14 protein-coding genes and 1 tRNA gene are annotated in these 18,634 nt (G+C 52.6%); 6 read left to right on the forward strand and 9 right to left on the reverse strand.

The annotated features are described in order from the left end of the window. Positions 1-4 precede the first annotated feature (4 nt). From B1H56_RS06555 to B1H56_RS06565, 3 genes are all read right to left on the reverse strand, one after another. Entirely contained in the window at positions 5-787 is a 783-nt protein-coding gene (locus tag B1H56_RS06555; RefSeq protein ID WP_066651159.1) for an MFS transporter, read from the reverse strand. Positions 788-1,041: 254 nt separating this feature from the next. Beyond that, positions 1,042-4,614: an ABC transporter permease gene (locus tag B1H56_RS06560; RefSeq protein ID WP_066523369.1), complete on the reverse strand. Its 3,573-nt coding sequence runs from the start codon at positions 4,612-4,614 to the stop codon at positions 1,042-1,044. 4 nt (positions 4,615-4,618) lie between these two features. Next, positions 4,619-5,323 carry an ABC transporter ATP-binding protein gene (locus B1H56_RS06565; RefSeq protein ID WP_066523370.1) on the reverse strand — a complete coding sequence of 235 codons (705 nt, stop codon included), beginning with the start codon at positions 5,321-5,323 and terminating at the stop codon, positions 4,619-4,621. 202 nt (positions 5,324-5,525) lie between these two features. Here B1H56_RS06565 and B1H56_RS06570 point away from each other — a divergent pair. Beyond that, a tRNA-Ala gene (locus B1H56_RS06570) sits at positions 5,526-5,602 on the forward strand. 146 nt (positions 5,603-5,748) lie between these two features. Here the strand turns inward: B1H56_RS06570 and B1H56_RS06575 are convergent. Next, positions 5,749-5,994, reverse strand: coding sequence for a helix-turn-helix domain-containing protein (locus B1H56_RS06575; RefSeq protein ID WP_066523371.1), 246 nt, complete (start codon positions 5,992-5,994; stop codon positions 5,749-5,751). 130 nt (positions 5,995-6,124) lie between these two features. On the opposite strand from B1H56_RS06575, the gene B1H56_RS06580 reads away from it, so the two are divergent. The 3 genes from B1H56_RS06580 to B1H56_RS06590 all read left to right on the forward strand — a co-directional run bounded on the left by B1H56_RS06580 (position 6,125) and on the right by B1H56_RS06590 (position 8,826). Continuing rightward, the gene (locus tag B1H56_RS06580) at positions 6,125-6,337 is read left to right on the forward strand and encodes a hypothetical protein (protein WP_066523372.1); all 213 of its coding nucleotides are present in this window, start codon (positions 6,125-6,127) and stop codon (positions 6,335-6,337) included. A 192-nt stretch (positions 6,338-6,529) separates the two neighbouring features. Beyond that, positions 6,530-7,855 carry a dihydrolipoyl dehydrogenase family protein gene (locus tag B1H56_RS06585; protein WP_066523373.1) on the forward strand — a complete coding sequence of 442 codons (1,326 nt, stop codon included), beginning with the start codon at positions 6,530-6,532 and terminating at the stop codon, positions 7,853-7,855. Between the two features lie 125 nt (positions 7,856-7,980). Further along, on the forward strand, positions 7,981-8,826 hold the full coding sequence (locus B1H56_RS06590; RefSeq protein ID WP_066523374.1) for a patatin-like phospholipase family protein: 846 nt from the start codon (positions 7,981-7,983) through the stop codon (positions 8,824-8,826). Positions 8,827-8,870: 44 nt separating this feature from the next. Here the strand turns inward: B1H56_RS06590 and B1H56_RS06595 are convergent, their stop codons facing one another. Both B1H56_RS06595 and B1H56_RS06600 read right to left on the reverse strand, forming a co-directional pair. Then, positions 8,871-10,760, reverse strand: coding sequence for a phage tail family protein (locus tag B1H56_RS06595; protein ID WP_066523375.1), 1,890 nt, complete (start codon positions 10,758-10,760; stop codon positions 8,871-8,873). Beyond that, on the reverse strand, positions 10,757-12,826 hold the full coding sequence (locus B1H56_RS06600) for an efflux RND transporter permease subunit (protein WP_066523376.1): 2,070 nt from the start codon (positions 12,824-12,826) through the stop codon (positions 10,757-10,759). The genes B1H56_RS06595 and B1H56_RS06600 overlap by 4 nt, the downstream gene beginning before the upstream one ends. Before the next feature lie 158 nt (positions 12,827-12,984). On the opposite strand from B1H56_RS06600, the gene B1H56_RS06605 reads away from it, so the two are divergent. Both B1H56_RS06605 and B1H56_RS06610 read left to right on the forward strand, forming a co-directional pair. Continuing rightward, entirely contained in the window at positions 12,985-13,563 is a 579-nt protein-coding gene (locus B1H56_RS06605; RefSeq protein WP_066523377.1) for a TetR/AcrR family transcriptional regulator, read from the forward strand. A 120-nt stretch (positions 13,564-13,683) separates the two neighbouring features. Continuing rightward, a complete protein-coding gene (locus B1H56_RS06610) occupies positions 13,684-15,930 on the forward strand; it encodes a bifunctional diguanylate cyclase/phosphodiesterase (RefSeq protein ID WP_066523378.1) in 2,247 nt (748 codons plus the stop codon). 66 nt (positions 15,931-15,996) lie between these two features. Here B1H56_RS06610 and B1H56_RS06615 read toward each other — a convergent pair whose 3' ends face one another. The 3 genes from B1H56_RS06615 to proS all read right to left on the reverse strand — a co-directional run bounded on the left by B1H56_RS06615 (position 15,997) and on the right by proS (position 18,609). Next, entirely contained in the window at positions 15,997-16,518 is a 522-nt protein-coding gene (locus B1H56_RS06615; protein WP_066523379.1) for a nitroreductase family protein, read from the reverse strand. Positions 16,519-16,601: 83 nt separating this feature from the next. Further along, a complete protein-coding gene (locus B1H56_RS06620) occupies positions 16,602-17,006 on the reverse strand; it encodes a flavodoxin family protein (RefSeq protein WP_066523380.1) in 405 nt (134 codons plus the stop codon). Positions 17,007-17,166: 160 nt separating this feature from the next. Then, entirely contained in the window at positions 17,167-18,609 is a 1,443-nt protein-coding gene (gene proS / locus B1H56_RS06625; protein ID WP_066523381.1) for a proline--tRNA ligase, read from the reverse strand. Positions 18,610-18,634: the final 25 nt, after the last annotated feature.

Here is an 18,634-nt window from a genome sequence, read left to right on the forward strand (position 1 = left end):
GGCTCTACCTGCAAAACGAACGCTGCAACAAGAGGATGGCTGACTGTCTCACGTACGGGCGTGTAGACCCAAGAAAGGAGTCGTCAGACCAATTACTCCCCTTATTGTAGCTTAGACTATGGGATGGAAAGGCGTATGGCTGGCTGCCATATCCTATCCATAAATTATTGTAGTAGGAAAGGAGGATCGAAAGCTTATCGAGCGGTCCCGAAAATTCCTCCCTCTTTACGTTTTTCAGCAGGAAGGCGGCGCATAATAAAATCGCCCCGGAAAACACGGAAAGCAGCAGGAAAATACTTTGCCATCCATATGTATCATTCAGCCATCCGGACAGCGTCGGCGCAATCGCGGGCGCAAAACTGACGGCAAGTCCCACGATTCCCATTGCAAAGCCGCGTCGGCTTAAGGGCGCAAGCTCGAGGACGATCACATTCAAAAGCGGGAACAGTATCCCGGTTCCTACCGCCTGCAATACACGTCCCGAAAGCAGCATGGCAAAATTTCCGGAAAAGAGCGCCAGCAGGGAACCGGTGAAAAAAAACGACATACAGGTGTAAAACAACTGGCGCGTAGAAAACCTTCCGATCAAAAAAGAAGTTGTCGGCACCATTATTCCAATCACGAGAAGATAAATTGTCGTGAGCCATTGCCCAAGGCCTACCGATATCCCAAGGTCGGCAACGATCTTCGGCAGCGCGGACGTAAGGAGCGTCTGGGTAAGCGAACCCACAAACGTTCCCACTAAAATAATCATAATGGTCGGCATATATTTTTTATCCACTCCCATGCGTCCGCGCTCCTTTTCTCAACTTTTCCCGGCCTCCGCCTCCCGATTCCTGCCAAATTCCAGGCTTCGCCCTGCGGGGCCATACCGCCGCCGTTTCTTGCTTTCACCCACCGGCGGATTTGACCTTCCAGACAAAAGTAGTTGCGCGCGCAACTACTTTTGCTGACAGAAATAATGCTACCTCTATCGGTCCCCTTTGTCAATAGCACCGCCCGAACTTTGCCTTTCCCGTGTAAAAAAAGTCGGCCCCGTGCCTATTCGATGGATTTCATCGACTCCACCATATCGATCTTTTTCAGTTTAAAATGCAGTACGAAGTTCACAATGAAAGTGAACGCCATGGTAAGCGCGCCCGCATACAAAAATGCCGTCCATGGAATTTCCGGCGCAAACATTACGATATCCACTTCCGCCGTCCGTATCACAAATTTCTCAAGGAATATCCCCCCGACAAGCCCCGCCAGCATACCGATCACCGCCGAAATATTATTTTCACGGTAAATATATGCCGACACTTCCTTATCGTAAAAACCAAGCACCTTGATGGTCGCTAGCTCGCGGATACGTTCCGTCACATTGATGTTCACAAGGTTATACATCACGATAAACGCAAGCAGTCCCGCCGACATAATCAGCACAAGTACGATGCTTCCGAGGCTGTCCGCAATATCGGAGAACTGCGTCACCGAACTTTCAGCATAGGAAATCCCCTGAATATTATCATACCCGAGAATCGTCTCGGAAAGGCGGCTCAGGTCCGCGCCCTCCTCCGTATTGAACAGGAAGGTGTTTACCACAGGCTCCGCACCGAAAACCTGCTGGTAATATGCGGGGGACATATATACATAATTCATTGCATAGTTTTCCGTAATGCCGGAAACGCGCACCTCCGCTTTATCCCCATCCGCGTTTTCAAGGGTAAAGGTGCTTCCTAGCTTAAGGCCCAAAAGCTTGGCAAGTTTCTCGTTCACCACCGCACCGTCATCTGAAAGCGAAAGAGGAATATGCTCTTCCCGTGTGCGCAGCGTTATATAGTCCCCGAGTTGATCCGGGGCCTCGGGCACGAATGCGGTTACGCTCGCTTTGTTTTTACCGGCCTCGGCGTCCATCCCCTGGTAGAGGAGCATCATATCCTTTGCAACTCCCGGCGTTTCCGCAAGCCGCTGCCGTACAGTCCCGGTCTCCTCCGGCGTAATATCGTTGCTCATCGCGCCCATCGCATCATAGATAAAAATTTCACCGAACTGTTTGGGGACGATGGCTCCCACAGAATACTGGAGACCGAAGCCGGTCAGCATCAGCGCCGTGCAGCCCGCAATACCCACAACGGTCATCAACACGCGCTTTTTATACCGGAACAGGTTTCGTACCGTCACCTTTTGTGTAAAATTCAGTTTATTCCACAGCCACGTCCATTTTTCAAGCAGTACCCGCTTTCCGGAAGGCGGCGACTTGGGCCGCATCAGCTGTGCGGGCTGCTCCTTGAGTTCTGCATATCCCGCAGCCCATGCCGAAATTCCGGTCACCAAAATCGCGGCCGCCGTACACCAAACGGCATAATCCCAGCGGAACGGCGTGATCGGTTCGGGCATGAAATAGCGAATTTGATAAGCATGGATGATCGTCGTCGGAAACAACGTGAAACCAACCAGCAGGCCCGCGATGCTGCCAACGAGGCTTGCCGCAATCGCATACCAGAGATATTTTGCCATGATCGCACGGTTCGTATAACCAAGCGCTTTCAAGGTGCCGATCTGCGTACGCTGTTCTTCCACCATGCGCGTCATTGTCGTCAGGCATACGAGCGCCGCCACAAGGATAAAAAATACCGGGAACACCTGCGCGACCGCGTCGACCTTCTCCGCGTCGTCCTGATAACTGGAATAACCGGGATTATCGTCCCTATCCCATACATACCAGACCGGCTTTTGCACGTCCGCAAGCTGCGCTTCCGCATCGGCGATCTCCCGGCGGGCATCCTCCAGTTTTTCGTCCGATTCCCGCCTCCCCTCGTCGTAGTCGGCGCGCGCCTGATCGAGCGCCGTCTGTCCGTCCGTAAGCTGCTGCTCCGCGTCGGCAAGCGCTTGGGCTCCTGTCTTTTTTTGCATCGCGAGCTCTGCCCGGCCCGCGGCGAGTTCCGCCGTTCCCGCGTCAAGCTGTGCCTTCGTACCGTCAAGCTCCTGCTGCGCACCGTCAAGCTCCGCCTTCGCGGTGTCAAGCGTATATTTGGATTCGTCTAATTTCTGCTGCGCGCCGTCAAGCTGGGCGTAGCCGTCCGAAATACCCTGTTCGAGCTGGGCAAGTCCCTCTTTTGCGGGCGCGAGCTGCTGCTCCTGCGTATCAAGGTAACTGTTTACACCATCCACAACCTGATGAAGCCCCGACTCCAGCAGGCCCTTCACCGGGCTTTCCGGCGGTGCAAGTACATACTGCTCCAGCATTCCTTTCGCCGTGACCCCGGACGGCAACGTCCCCGGCGGGATCATTGCGTCAAGCGCCCCCGCCCCATCGATCACGGCGGCAACATCCGGCGGCAGCTGCGAGAGGTCCGGCACCGAATCATTTTCATAGACAGCTGTCACATGGGAAATCCCGGCGACAAGACTCCTGCCCCCGCTGATCTGCGCCTGTCCGTCCTCCACTTGCTTTTTCAGGGTATCGCGCTGCTTCTCAAGGCTGTGCAGCTCTTCAAGCGCTGCCGTTTTCCGGGCCTCAAAATCGGCGAGACCCTGCGTATATTCCTGCAATCCGTCTTCATACCGCCGCATACCGTCTTCATACTCCGCAAGCCCCGCCTCATACTGCGCCCGCCCGTCCGCAAGCGTTTGCCGCGCCGCATCGAGCCTCTCCTGCGCGGCGGATATCTGCGTATCGTATTCATTTCTGCTCTTATCAAGCTCGGCGCGGCCGTCCAAAAGCTCCGCCTGTGCATCATCGATCTTCTGCTGCGCATCCGCAAGCTCTGTGCGCTGCTGCTGCTCACCGTCCGCGAGTTCTCTCTTGGCATCACCGATCTTCTCCTGCGCCTCGCTTACGATCTCATCATAACGTCCCTGTTCCCGGACATCCGCAATCTGTTCAAACCGTTTGACAGCCTGGTCCACTTCGTCCTGATAGGGCTGCTCAAAAGGCGAAAGCCCCTGCGTGGAATAAAGCGTCAGGTAAACGTCCGTATATACGTCAAGCTTAAAGTCGCCCGCCGGGATCATCATGAACGTATCGATTTCCCCGTCGCCGATCTGCGTCTTGCCGCGGTCAAAAGAAATATACTGCGGCGATTCCACGATCCCAACGATGGTAAAGGTATCCTGCACGAGGGTATCGCCGATCTTTTCGTCTTCTTTTCCTGCAATAAGCTTTATAGTGTTCCCGATCTGAAATTCTTCGGGAGAATGGATGTTTTTTTCTACGACGCATTCGCCCGCTCTTTCGGGCAAACGGCCTTCCTGTAGGACAGGCTTATTGAGTGCGTCCGGGTTTTTGAGATTTTCCGTATCAAGTGAAAGCACCTTCACGATCGTATCGGCCCGGTCCCCCACGTCCACAAACGCATCTATGGAATAGGCGGGCATCATTGCCCGGATACCGTTGTCTTCACGGACCGCGGCAAGGTCATTGTCGCTGAACCCGTAAGTCGAGACGAGATGCACATCTGCAAGCGCGGTATCCTCGTAATAGCGCTCCATTGTAAGCTTCATGTCCGGGCAGCTCGCCTTAACCCCGGCAAAAAAGCCGACGCCAAGCGCCACAATGCCCAATATGGAAAAGAAACGGTTACGGCTTCTCCATATTTCGCGCAGCGTTTCCTTGACTAGCTTTGACTTCATATGCCTACCACTCTATTTCTTCTACCGGGGTCGGATGATCGTTCAGCCTCACATCCATGACCTTGCTGTTTTTAAGCGTGATAACTCGGTCCGCCATCGGCGTAATCGCATGGTTATGCGTGATGACCACGACAGTCATATGGTCCCGCCTGCACGTATCCTGCAAAAGCTTGAGGATCGTTTTGCCCGTATCGGAATCAAGCGCCCCCGTCGGCTCGTCGCACAGCAGCAGCTTGGGATTTTTGGCAAGGGCGCGCGCAATTGAGACACGCTGCTGTTCGCCGCCCGAGAGCTGCGCCGGAAAATTGTTCATACGTTCCGCAAGCCCAACCTCCCGCAGAGCTGTTTCCGCATCCTTCGGCTCGCGGCATATCTGCGTCGCAAGCTCCACATTTTCCTTGGCCGTCAGGTTCTGTACAAGATTATAAAACTGGAATACGAATCCGATATCAAACCGCCGGTATTCCGTCAGCTCCTTCGGCGAATAGCGGCTGACCTCGCAGCCGTCCACAAGAATGGTCCCTTCATCGCATTGGTCCATCCCGCCGAGAATATTGAGGACCGTTGTTTTTCCGGCTCCGGAAGAACCGACGATAACGGCAAACTCTCCTTTTTCGATCTCAAAGGAAACTCCGTCCGATGCTGTGATCGTCACTTCGCCCATTCGGTACCTTTTGTATACGTCTTTTACCTGCACAAAGCTTCCCATTGCTATTACCGCCTGTACTTTATCGCTGTTTTTATTATATCACAAACTCATAATAGTGAGGCTTTATGAATTGATTGTGTATAAATTACCCTTGATAAGTAATATACCCGTTTTCCATCCTAAAAGACATTTATTTCCTTACTTTTTCCAGCGGAAAACAGATTTACAAGTAAAAATTTGTATGATATAATAATGCGCATATGGGGCATTAGCGCAGCTGGCTAGCGCACCACACTGGCAGTGTGGGGGTCACCGGTTCGAATCCGGTATGCTCCACCACAACAAGAAAATCCGAACCCTTTACCTATCGGTGGCGGGATCGGATTTTTGTTATTGTTCTGTCTACTCATACATAGAGCGCCATCACCATGTATTTCCAAGAATTGTATTTCTATAAGTATATTAACAATATTAACAGGAAATATTTATCGTAATATATCCTCAGGCGCTCTGAAAAAGTCGTCAAAAGTACAAGAATATATCTCCTGTAACCCGACAAGCAGATTAACAGGAATATTCAATTCACAAGTTTCTATACGAGAATATACATTCCTGTTAATTTCAATTCCCATGAGATTTAACTTTGCGACAAGCTGATCTTGTGTATAACCGTTTACTTTTCTAAGGGCGCGCAGCGTATAGCCCATATTACTATTCTTTAATTTTTGCATACGCCAATCACTTCCATAAAAAATGCTCAAATAGTTGAGTAGATTATGTAATTATAGGTTACAAATGAAATACAAAGGCTCAAAATACTGAGCGAACTCGTAAAATGGTTGATAAAGGAGTGATATTTTTATGCAAAATGCGGAATCATGGATACAAAGCGACTTAAAACGCTGGGAAAAAATATGCCGGGTGGAGGGAGCAATATTTGACGAAGATGAATTATGGCAAATTTATTTTGAATTACAAATGCATTCAAAGAAAAAGGCTGAGTATAATCTTTTAATAGCATTGCTCATAACGGAATATCAAAAAGAGCCGGATTTTCCAATAGAATTCAGATAGTTAGTTTCCTTAATCAAAAAGTGACGGCGGCATTCTTTGGCGGCGCCAGCCTTATAGGTCCCTCTTTGTTTCGATTTTCCTTAATCCCGATTCATCTGTCTGAATCCTGTTTATTAGGTAGCAATACAATAAATTCGAGCCACAGGTTGTGTAGGCAAGCGCTATCCTGTATAAAGCAAGAGAGGAAAAACAATGGAAAAATATGATGTTGTGATTATTGGCGCCGGGCCGGCCGGGTTCACGGCCGCTTACGCATTAAAGGCGGGAAACAAACGGGTCGCCCTGGTAGAAGAGGACCTTTGGGGCGGCACCTGCCCAAACAGAGGCTGCGACCCAAAAAAAGTCTTTGTTTCCGGAATGGAGGCCGCAGAACGCAGCAACCAACTGGCGGGCAGGGGACTCGTTCCCGTCAGGTCTATCCGCTGGCCGGAGCTTGCTGCATTTAAACGCACCTTCACCGACCCTTTCCCCGGAGCATTCAGGAAAAAATTGCAGAGCCGCGGTATAGGAACGATCAGCGGAAGCGCAAAATTCCTAAATCCCCGGCAAATCGAGGCGGGCGGGAAAATAATCGAGGCGAACGCCTTTATTATCGCGACCGGACAGCGTCCGGGCATCCTCGACATCGAAGGAAAAGGCTATCTGAAAACGAGCACTGACTTTCTCGATCTGGCGGAACTGCCTCCCTCCATGACCTTCCTCGGCGCCGGGTATATCGCTTTAGAGCTTGCTTCGATTGCCAATGCCGCCGGAAGCGCAGTAACCATTATACATCACAACGACCGCCCGCTGAAAAGCTTCGACAAGGACCTTGTTTCAGATATGGTCAGGACATTCAGTAAAAAGGGCATCCTCTTTGTTTTCAATACGGATATCCGGGAAGTAAGCTGCCGGGACGGCCGGTTCTTAGTGAGCGGCAACCGTTATTCTGAAAAAACCGATTATGTTGTCTGCGCTACCGGACGGATCCCCAATGTCGAAAATCTGGCGCTCGAGAACGCGGGGATCGAATACGGCAGGCGAGGCATTGCCGTAAATGAATATCTGCAGACAACAAACCCATCCGTCTTCGCGTGCGGCGATGTCGTCGATAAAAAACAGCCCAGGCTGACCTCCGTGGCAACCTTTGAAGGCAATTACGCGGCGGCTAAAATCCTCGGCGCCGCCGCCCACAAGATCGCCTATCCTCCTGCCGTTTCCGTCGTATACGGCAGTCCAAAGCTGGCTCAGGCCGGTATAACGGCGGACGAAGCGGCGGCGGCGCCGGAACGGTACAGGGTCAGGGAAGTGGATATGACCAGTTGGTTCACTTACCGCCGGATGAATGAGCCTATTTCAAAGGCAAAGCTTGTCTACGAAGGCGAACGGCTGAAGGGCGCCTGTGTTTTGAATAACGAGGCCGACGATCTGGTCAACTATTTGGCGCTTCTGATCCAAAAAGGGATCGGCCGCGAAGAAGCAGAGCATATGATGTTAGGCTCGCCGACAATCGCCAGCGATCTCCGCTACCTCGTTTAGGTACGTGCAATTCGCCCTGTTTTGGACAAAAGGGCGGATACCGGCAGAAGGATTCCTCCCGCCGCAGCCCTAAATCTTGACATACTTTTTCCCCTTCTGTTATGATGACTTTCGGAGGCAAAAATATGATTGGCTTGATCGACGGGGGCGGCGGGATGCGCGGCGTCTATACCGCGGGTATTTACGACCGCATGCTGGATGAAAATGCAAAAATCGATTACGGGATCGGCGTATCCGCCGGGGCCGCCAATATGATTACCTATCTGGCGGGCCAGCACGGGCGAACGCTTACCTTCTTCGCGGACTATACCTTCCGCAGGGAATATATGAGTGCCGGCAACTGGCTCAGGGACCGGAATTACCTGAATCTCAATTATATTTACACCACGCTCACGAACCGTGGGGGCGAAAACCCTCTCGATTACGAGGCGTTCGCAAAAACTTCCTGCCCTTTTTTTATCGTGGCAACGGATGCGCAGACAGGAAAGGCGCACTATTTCACGCGCGGCGATATTGCGCAGGACAACTATGACGTCCTGAAGGCATCCTGTGCGATTCCGGCGGCGTGCAAGCCGTATCCGGTGAACGGCAGACTGTATTTCGACGGCGGCGTCGCTGAGCCGATCCCCTATCAAAAAGCTTTCGACGACGGCTGCGATAAGGTCATCGTGCTGATTACACGGCGGGAAGATTATGTGAAGCCAAAACAAAAAAATATGCGTTTACTCGGCTGGATGCTGAAAAAATACCCGGAAATTGTGGACAGGATCGCGCACCGCCATGAGGCATACAACCGGTCCATCGGGGAACTCAGGGAACTTGTACGGCAGGGCCGCGCGCTTCTCGTCGCACCTGCGGACGACTGCGGCGTCAATACCTTCACAAAGGACAGGGAGGCATTTGTGCGCTTGTATGGCAAGGGCTATGAAGACGGCCGGAAAGTGGCGGACTTTATACGGGACAACAGCTGAAATAAAAAGAACCCCGAAGGGTTCTTTTTATTTCAGGAAAACTGTTATTGGAACAGCGCTGCCAACCGGTCCCAGAAGGTCTCGTTTTCTTCTTCCGTTTCCTGTGGTTCCGGTTCCCCGGGTTTCTCGATTCCCCCGCATTGCAGCACAAACTGCACGAACTCCGTATCCGTATTTTGAGCCGACGTAAAGGAAACCGGATCAAAATCCGAAGGCATATACTCCTCCTTCATCTTATCGACCTCCTTTTGGATCATGCCGGGCATACCCGCGATTTCGCCGCTCATGGTACTGGTGCCATCGTGCAGTTCCCCCACGCCGTCATTTAATTCTCCTACTCCGCTGCTGAAGGTGGAAAGCCCCGCATGGAAGGAATTGTAGCCCGCGGAAAGCCCGGTCACCCCATCCAGATACGCAACAAGCCCGTCATGGAATCTGGTATAGTTTCCAGCCAGATCCTTAAGCCCCGACGCCAATTCACCGAGCTGCCCGAGTCCGTCCAGCTGTGAGAGCACCCCGCCTGCCTGCGCGGCCAGCGTGTCCAACGTATCCGCAATTGTATTGACCGAACCGGTCAGCGTATCCGCTGTGGTCCCCACCGCTGCAAACGCCGTCTTTACCTGGGCATAGGTCCCTTTCGCAGCCTGCGCCGCCTGATACTGCGCCGCAAGACGGGTTACCACGTCTTTCTGAGCATCCGTGAGACCAGACCCATCGGCAAGCAGGCCGTCGATCTCCTGCTGGGATATGTTTGCGCCCGGAATTCCCTGCATTGCGTTATCGAGCGCGGAAAAGGCTGTATTAAAGCCTTTTTTCATCTGCCCGAGGCCGCCGGATACCCCGCGCAGACCGTCTGCCAGTTGTTTAAGCCCCGAGGGAAGCTGCACGGCCTGGCTAAGGTCGATCCCCCCCTCCGCATCGAGCGCGGCGGCGATTTGCCCGAGCGCGCTGTTGATCTGATCTGACGCGTTTTCAAGCTGGCCTGCCTTGCCGCTCAATTGCGCGAGCCCGTCCCTGATCCCGTCTGAACCATTCACGAGGCTGCTTGCCCCGGACGTCATCTGTTTCGTCCCGCTTCTGAGCTCGGCCACGCCTTCATTGAGCTGGCCGATCGCCTCCGGCAGCTGCTCAAGCTCGCCCAGTTGGTCCTCCATATCCGGGAATTCCATGCTCATGGAATAAGGGACTGCAGAAATAGAGATTCCCGTCATTGTAAAATCCGCCACATCCGCTTTCAGGATAAAATCCGCATCCTGCCCCGGAAGGACGGTATAGGCAATTACCTTATCCTTGCCCGCGCTTGCGGGCGTTCCGTCCGGCGCGCCGATATTGGAACATTTATCCGTATCGAGCGTTACCGTAATCTGGAGCATATAATTATCATAAAAGGTCGCGTCCGCCCGGTCGTTTTTCGCGGATACGATTCTTATTTCCAACGCGCCGCTTTTTCCGGCGACCTCCTCCGGTTCCAGCTTCTTTCCGTCAAGATAATATTCGATGGTAAAATCCCACGGAAGGTCTGTGCTTTTCATGTTGCCCTGATAGTAATAATTTTCTTCGCTTGCGGTAAACGAAACGGCATTTCCCTCCTGCGTCAGGGAGTCGCTGTTGGTCAAATTCACTACCGATTCATAGTCCCCGTAATCGGTCACGTTCCCGCCCTTCGCAAGCGCAAAGTGATTGACCGCATAAATGGCGCGGACGCCTCCATTTGCGGAAAGCGTGGCATAGACTACCTCGTCTTTCCCCTCTATTTCCGCGGCTCCGTTTGCGCCCGTCTCCACCGTTCGGGAGGCCTCCTGCGCCCGTGCGCCGTCCGCTTCGCCGGACGACGAGGCCAGCCCGATGGTCGTGACCGCAACCAGGCACACGGTCAGGCAGACCGTAATTAGATGCCTTAACTTTATTTTTATCTTCTTCTGATTGTCTCTCATTTCGCTTTACTCCTATCGATCAGAAAACCGGCCTTATAGGTCGTCTTTGCAATTGCTTTGTCAAATATCCTCAAAAGCGCGGGCAGGAAACAGATCACCATGAAGAGGGACAGCAGCGTTCCGCGCCCCAGCAGCAAGCCGATATCGGATACCGCGGGGTTGGATGAGGTCGCGTACAGGGTGAAGCCCGCCGTTGCAAGCGTCGCTGCGGAGACCAAGATCGATTTGAACGAATCCCCCATCGCCTGATGCATCGCCTCTTTCTGCGGCATGGCCTTCCTGTTCCGCATATACGTCGTGGTTAATAAAATGGCGTAATCCACCGTCGCCCCAAGCTGTACCGTATTGAGCACCAGGTAGCCGATGAAGTTGATGGACGTTCCGGTGAAATACGGAATTGCCAAATTGATCCAGATACCCGCCTCGATCGTCAGCAAAAGGAGGAACGGTAAGGTGCCCGATTTGAAGGTGACCAGCAACACGAGGAAGATCGCGATTACCGCCAGAATGGTGACAAACCGGTTGTCCTCCTGCACCACGTTCTTCATATCGTAAAGATTCGCGCTCTCCCCGACCGAATATACGGTGTCGCCGTAATAGGACCGGGCGACCGCCATGATTTCTTCCACCGTGCCGAACGCCGCGTCGCCCTCCGCCGGCGTATCGGTATAGACCACAATACGGGCATAGTGATCCGAATAGAACTGCCCTGTCACGTCTTCTCCCAAAAATTCCGGCGGATAGGCCGCGCCCACCATATTGGCATACGATACGACCGCCGTTACATGGTTAAGGTCACCGAGCTCCCCTCCCATCGCGAACTCCTTCGAGACGTCGCCCCGCGGCACAAGCAGCGCCATAATGGTAGACTGCCCGAACTCTTCCTGGATTTCCTCTTTTGCGCGTCCGCTTTCACTCGCCTGGGCGGCACTGCTGTTGCCGTAGACAAAGCCTGTCTGCCCCTGCCCAAGGAAAGCGGGAACGACGACGAGGATCACCAGGATCAGCGCCGGAACGGCAAGCTTCGAGAATACCTTGTTTACATTTTTAAAATTCGGCATCAGCCGCCTGTGCCGTGTTTTGTCGATCAGCCTCACGGTGCACAGCGTAAGCGCGGGCAGGAAGACCATCGTCGTCACAAAGCTCAAGACGATCCCTTTGGCAAGATTCCAGCCAAGGTCCGCCCCGATCTGGAAGTCCATAAACGTCAACGCCAGAAAGCCGAATAAAGTAGTCGCTGCACTGGCTGCAATGGTCGACGCCGACTCCTTTACGGCGTGGCGCATCGCCTCGTTCACATCACCGTATTTTTTCCGGTTGTCGGCAAAGCTGTGCAGCAGAAAAATAGCATAATCCAGCGAAACCGCAAGCTGCAGGATCGGGCTTACGGAGTTGGTCATGAAGGAGACTTCTCCGAAAAAAATATTGGTTCCCATATTGATTAGAATGGAAATGCCAATGGTCAGGATAAAGAGCAGCGGCTCGATCCATGAAGAAGAAGATAAAATCAGGATAGCAATGATGATGGGCAACAGGATCGCCATTGCGTTCCCAACCTCCGCGCCTGTCGCCTGCTGCATGGTTGCAAGGTCGGGCGATTCGCCGGCAAGCGCGCCGTCCTCCCCGATCAGCTCCCGGATCGCATCCGAGGCCTCCTGCTCCATCCCGTCCGCGATCGTGACGGTATAAAGGGCGTTTCCGTTCTTGTAATAGCCCTGAACCGTATCTGCGTCCGCTGTCTCGAGCGGTTGTTTGAGGTCTGCCACATCGTCGAGCCACAGTACGCTGTCGACCCCGGAAACCTCCGCAAGCTTCTGTTTATACGCAAGCGCTTCCTCGATGGAAACGTCTTTTACCATAACGCTGGCGTTCGGCATATCGGCGTCGAATTCTTCCTGCATAATCTCCAGCGCTTTTGTCGACTGTGCTTCCGGCGGCAGATAGTCCACCATATTGTAATTTACAGCCACAAACGACTGCAATACCGCGCATATCGCCGCTGCTGCAATAAACAGCGCAAGAATCGCCTTTTTGTGCTTCACTACCAAGTTTGCCAATCCGCTCATGATGTCCTCCACAACGCCCTGTTGCAATATCGTATGTTCTGTATTATAATCAACACAATGTTGGATTACAACCGACAATCCGCGGGGAAATGTCGATTGCGCAACACAAAATATAAAAACGTTGGATTTTTACAATAAATTCAAAATCAGGGTAGGCAATGGAAACTAAAAAAGTAGACAGAAGGGTAAAATATACGATTGAAATGCTCAAGGGCGCTTTGGTGGAGGCAATGCAAAAAGAGCATATCTCCAAAATATCTGTAAAATCATTGTGCGAGCTTGCCGATATCAACCGCAGCACTTTTTACGCGCATTTCCGCGACCAGTACGACCTGCTTCACCATATTGAACAGGAAGTGCTCGACAATATTACAAGGCAGCTTGAACGGCAAGATTTTGATGGGAAGGGGCCCATTTCTTTCCAGGTCCTGAATCTTATCCTCAAATATGTGCGCCAGAACGCTTCCCTGTTCAAGGCCCTTCTGAGCGACAACTGTGAGCCGGACATCCAGCGGGAGATTATGAAGCTTCCCGATATCATTTCCGTCCAGATTTACGAAGGCCTTGACGAGCGCGCCAAGGACTACCTTTCCGTTTTCGGCATCACCGGCTGCGTAAGCGTCCTGCAAAAATGGCTGCAGGACGGCATGCCGGAGTCTACCGGGCAGATATCCGAACTTATTTTACAGGTCTTATACCACGGCATCGCAGATTTTTCATGGACGGCCCGGCGGTAAACGGGTCCCTTCCGGGTGGAAATCCCCGAAATATTTACACTTCGCAATAAATCCGTTATAATGATCGGTAGAATGAATATATTACCCCCTATGTATTATTAAGATCGGAAAAGGGCATCTATGCGAAAGCCGAAAAAAATATTTGTCGTTTCACTTATCATTATCGTCGTTATCGCCATTGTAGCGGTCTCTTTGATGTTCTTTTACGCCAGTACCGTGCGCCGGATTCTGGATGAGGAAAACACCTCTTATTTACAGGAGGTTACCCAGCAGGAAGCGGCGATCATCGATACGCAGGTACAGGGCGACATTTCTACCCTTGAGGCGGTCGCCACCATATTTGGAAACGATTATACGCCCAGCCTGTCTTCCGGCCGGTCGATGGATATCCTGCAGGACCTTCAGGTTCAGAACGGTTTCAAGAGGATGGGGATCATCTATCCCGACGGAACGGCGTTGACCACGGACGGCGGAACGTATAACTTTTCCGACCGTGGATACTTCAAGAAAGCGCTGGCGGAAATTTCAAATATCTCCGATACGTTCGCCGATATTGTAGACGGAGAGAATATCAACGTATATGCGGTTCCCGTTTACAGCGGCAACGGGGCGCAGGTGGAATGCGTGCTGTTTGCCACTATTTCGACTGCTGTATTTGAAGATAAAATTTCCGTCTCGACGTTCGGCGGACGCGGTTATTCTTATGTTGTCGACCAAGCAGGCAACAAGATTGCCGCTTCCCACCACGAGGACAGCATTACATTCGATAATATTTTTAATCTTCACGGCAGCACCGTGGAAGACCCGAACGGCGAGTTCCCCGCTATGCAGAAAAACATGGCCAAAGGCAAAAGCGGAGTTGTAAGCTACCTCAAACACGGCGAACCCTATTATATCAGTTATGCTCCGATCGGCGTAAATTCCTGGTATGTCGTTTCCGCCGTGCCGGCGTCCGTCGCCACGGCAAAAAGCTCTTACCTAATTACCCTCACAGGCTGGATGACCGGCGCCATCGTATGCACGGTTATCATTTTTCTGGTATATATTGTTTTATCACAGAACAAATCCCGGCGAAATCTCGAGCGGATCGCCTATGAGGATGAGCTGACAGGCTCTTTGAGCTGGATGAAATTCCGTGAAGAAGTAAAAAATATCCTGCGCGAGTATCCCGGCCGTTCCTTCGCAATGATTAATTTCGACATCAATAAATTCAAGATATTCAACCAGCTGTACGATTACCAGAACGGCAATATGCTGCTCCAGCATATCGCCGCGGTGCTGAAAAAGGATATGCGGGAGAACGAGCTTTTTACGCACACAGGCGCGGACGACTTCGATGTTTTGATCGAATATTCTTCCGACGAGGACATCATCGGCCGCATCCTGAAGTGGAACCAGAGAATCCGGGATTACGGCTTCGCCCGAAAACGGAAATATAACCTGCTCCTTTCCTACGGAATTTACAAAATCCAGAAGGACGATACCTATGTAACGCGGATGAACGACCGCAGCAAGATTGCCAAAAACAGCGTGAAGAGCAACGCCCATACCTTTTACGCATTCTACGATAATGTGATGAACCACGAAATGCTGCGCGAAAAAGAACTCGAAAACACGATGGACGCCGCGCTTGCAAATCATGAATTTGAAGTTTATTATCAGCCTAAATTTGATCTTAAAACGCAAAAACCAATTGCAGCGGAGGCGCTTGTGCGCTGGAAATCTCCGCAAAAAGGCTTTATGAGTCCGGGCTCGTTCATACCCGTATTTGAACGCAACGGGTTTATCACCAAGCTCGACCTGTATGTATTTGAGGAAGCCTGCGCGGCCCTCCACCGCTGGATCGAACGCGGATATCCGGCGATCCCGGTTTCGGTCAATTTCTCGCGCCTCAATATGTACGATGATAATTTTATCCAAAACCTGAAGGGCATCGTCCGGAAATACGGCATCTCCACCGATTTATTGGAGATCGAGCTCACCGAGAGCGCTCTCGTGTACAACGACGAACTGGTCGTCCGGCGAATGAACGAACTGCGGGAAGCCGGCTTCTGTATCTCGATCGACGATTTCGGCACCGGATATTCCTCGCTCAATCTCTTGCGCACCCTGCCGGTCAATGTAATCAAGCTCGATAAGCGTTTCTTCACGCTGAAATTTGATTCCGAACGCGAGCGCGTCATCATCACGAGCATCGTCAGTATGGCGCAGCAGCTTGGAATCACCGTTGTTGCGGAGGGCGTCGAAACAAAGGCACAGGCCGATTTTCTCAAAGACGTTGGAAGGAGTATTATTGTACAGGGTTTCCTGTACGCGCGGCCCATGCCGGAGGAGGACCTCCTGCGGCTGCTTACCGGCGGCAAATAATTTTCCAGCGGAACAAAGGGCAGCTCCGTTTTCCGGAGCTGCCCTTTGTTGACTGTTCGTCTTTTTCTACTGCAAATCCTCATAAAAAACGGTCTCGCCGAGCGGCTTGCGTACTTTCCCATGCCGTTCCGGGCTCTGCGGCTCGCCGTCCGCATAACCAACCGCAAGCAGGTTCACAATCTCAAGATGCCCGGGAATATCAAATTCCGCACGCAGTACGCCGGGATCAAACCAGCAGATCCAGAGCGTCCCCAGACCGAGCTCCGTTGCCTGCATCATCATATGGTCTGTCACAATACTCGCGTCGATATCGGTCAGTTTCTTTCCGTCATACGGGCGTTTCCAGGTTTCCCCCGTATCGCTGCATACGATGATGACACACGGCGCGCCATAAAAACGTGCGGCTTTGCCCACCTTTTCAAGCCCCTCTTTGCTCTGCACTACGATCAGGCGCTGGGGCTGTTTATTGGCCCCCGTGGGCGCAACCCGCCCCACCCCGAGTATTTGATCTAGCTTTTCACGTTCTACCGGCGCTTCCTTGTAGCTGCGCACCGAATATCTCTTTTTGGCAAGTTCCAGAAAACTCATAATATGATATGCCTCCTCACCGCCTGCTGTTTTCCCGGCGGCCTTATCTTACCACGACGCTTTTCCTTCCTTTCAGGACCGTATTATCCGCGCCTGGTTTCTTCCAACACCTCGTTCGCAAACACTGCGGCATGCCGTGCCGCTTCCCCGCTTTTCGCCTGCCCGCCCGTACAGTGGAATTCATGCTCCAGCACGCGCAACCCCTGCTTATCCAGCGCTTTTTTGATCTTCGCATACGCGCCGTTCGGATTTGCCGTGGTGCTGAATACCGCCACGCATCCGACATGCTCCGGGGAAAGCGTTTTAATAAACTTTTTCAGCTTGCCTGCAATGCCTCCCGCATACAGCGCACCGCCGAGAAACAGAATGTCCGCGCGCACCGCATCCGCGCCTTCCACGCTTCCGGCCTTTACGCCGGCTTCGGCGGCAATTACATCTGCAACCGCCTTTGTGTTTCCCGATTTTGAAAAGTACCGTACCTCTACCATATCCGCCACCTCCTGTTTCTTCTATTATACCATGCTTCGCGCTGTTCCAAGCTGAATTATATGTGAATTTTACTGCGTTTTCCGGCAGACGGCAAAAAGGCCGGCCGGAGAATCCTCCGGTCCGGCCCTATCATAGCTTTCCCTGCCGCGTCAGCAGGTGTTAATAAGATTTCGCGAAATACATCATTTTCTTTGCGGGTTTTCCGCAATGCACGCATACATTGCCAAGGTCTTTCTGCTCAAACGGCGCGCAGCGCGTCGTTACGCCGGTTTTCTCCTTGATCGCTTCCTCGCACTCCGTCTCGCCGCACCACATTGCGCGCACGAAGCCGCGTCCTTCCTCGATGCCCTGCATAAATTCTTCCCAATTATGCGCGTCGAAGGTACGCTCTTCCCGGTGCCTAAACGCGCTCTCGAACATGTTGTCGTGAATTTTACCGAGCAGCTGCCGCACGGTTTCTTCAATGTTTTCGAGCGGATAAGATTCCTTTTCACAGGTGTCCCTGCGCGCGAGCATGCACGCGCCCTTCTCGATATCGCGCGGACCGATCTCCAGCCGCACCGGAACGCCTTTCAGTTCCCATTCGTTAAACTTCCAGCCCGGACTCTGGTCGCGGTCGTCAAGCTCTGTGCGGATTCCCGCGCCTTTGAGCGCGTCGAAAAGCTCCTGCGCTTTTTCAAGGACGCCCTCTTTGTGCGCCGCTACGGGAACGATCACGCACTGAATGGGCGCAACACGCGGCGGCAGCTTCAGGCCGCGCTCGTCTCCGTGCACCATAATAATCCCGCCGATCATGCGGGTGGAAACGCCCCACGACGTCTGCCACGCATATTTCAGCTGCCCGTCCCGGTCGAGGAACTGGATATCAAACCCCTTTGCAAAATTCTGCCCGAGGTTATGGGACGTACCCATCTGGAGCGCTTTGCCGTCAAGCATCATCGCTTCCACGGTATAGGTGTGATCCGCGCCCGCAAACTTCTCCTTTTCACTCTTCTGTCCGGCAATCACCGGGATCGCAAGCACATTTTCCATAAACTCCCTGTATACGCCGAGCATCCGCACAGTCTCTTCCTCCGCCTCTTCCCGGGTTGCATGTACGGTATGTCCTTCCTGCCACAGGAATTCCGACGTGCGCAGGAAAGGACGCGTGCTCTTTTCCCACCGCAGAACATTGCACCACTGGTTCAGCAGCACAGGCAAATCCCGGTAGCTCTGCACCCATTTGGAATACATGGAACAAATGATCGTCTCGGACGTGGGACGGATGCACAGCGGCTCCGCCAGCTTTTCCGTTCCGCCCTGCGTGACCCATGCCACCTCGGGGGCAAATCCTTCCACATGCTCCGCTTCTTTTTCCAGCAGGTGCTTGGGAATCAGCAGCGGAAAATAGGCATTTTTATGCCCCGTTTCCTTGAAACGCGCATCGAGCTGGTTCTGGATCAGCTCCCATATCCCATAGCCGTACTGCTTGATGACCATACAGCCCTTGACCTCGGAATAATCGATCATATCCGCCATTTTGATGACGTCCGTATACCACCGCGAAAAATCTTCGTTCTGCGGCGTAATGTGTTCCACAAATCCGCCTGTTTGCTTTGCCATAATAGTCTCCTTCAAATATGTACTG

It is taken from the genome of Christensenella minuta (assembly GCF_003628755.1).
In the GTDB taxonomy this organism is placed as follows: Bacteria; Bacillota; Clostridia; order Christensenellales; family Christensenellaceae; genus Christensenella; species Christensenella minuta.

What these genes read in the sequence shown, in the direction of transcription:
- B1H56_RS06555 (WP_066651159.1), bottom strand. Translation starts at nt 787, where the DNA reads ATGGGAGTGGATAAAAAATATATGCCGACCATTATGATTATTTTAGTG.
- B1H56_RS06560 (WP_066523369.1), bottom strand. Translation starts at nt 4,614, where the DNA reads ATGAAGTCAAAGCTAGTCAAGGAAACGCTGCGCGAAATATGGAGAAGC.
- B1H56_RS06565 (WP_066523370.1), bottom strand. Translation starts at nt 5,323, where the DNA reads ATGGGAAGCTTTGTGCAGGTAAAAGACGTATACAAAAGGTACCGAATG.
- B1H56_RS06575 (WP_066523371.1), bottom strand. Translation starts at nt 5,994, where the DNA reads ATGCAAAAATTAAAGAATAGTAATATGGGCTATACGCTGCGCGCCCTT.
- B1H56_RS06580 (WP_066523372.1), top strand. Translation starts at nt 6,125, where the DNA reads ATGCAAAATGCGGAATCATGGATACAAAGCGACTTAAAACGCTGGGAA.
- B1H56_RS06585 (WP_066523373.1), top strand. Translation starts at nt 6,530, where the DNA reads ATGGAAAAATATGATGTTGTGATTATTGGCGCCGGGCCGGCCGGGTTC.
- B1H56_RS06590 (WP_066523374.1), top strand. Translation starts at nt 7,981, where the DNA reads ATGATTGGCTTGATCGACGGGGGCGGCGGGATGCGCGGCGTCTATACC.
- B1H56_RS06595 (WP_066523375.1), bottom strand. Translation starts at nt 10,760, where the DNA reads ATGAGAGACAATCAGAAGAAGATAAAAATAAAGTTAAGGCATCTAATT.
- B1H56_RS06600 (WP_066523376.1), bottom strand. Translation starts at nt 12,826, where the DNA reads ATGAGCGGATTGGCAAACTTGGTAGTGAAGCACAAAAAGGCGATTCTT.
- B1H56_RS06605 (WP_066523377.1), top strand. Translation starts at nt 12,985, where the DNA reads ATGGAAACTAAAAAAGTAGACAGAAGGGTAAAATATACGATTGAAATG.
- B1H56_RS06610 (WP_066523378.1), top strand. Translation starts at nt 13,684, where the DNA reads ATGCGAAAGCCGAAAAAAATATTTGTCGTTTCACTTATCATTATCGTC.
- B1H56_RS06615 (WP_066523379.1), bottom strand. Translation starts at nt 16,518, where the DNA reads ATGAGTTTTCTGGAACTTGCCAAAAAGAGATATTCGGTGCGCAGCTAC.
- B1H56_RS06620 (WP_066523380.1), bottom strand. Translation starts at nt 17,006, where the DNA reads ATGGTAGAGGTACGGTACTTTTCAAAATCGGGAAACACAAAGGCGGTT.
- proS (WP_066523381.1), bottom strand. Translation starts at nt 18,609, where the DNA reads ATGGCAAAGCAAACAGGCGGATTTGTGGAACACATTACGCCGCAGAAC.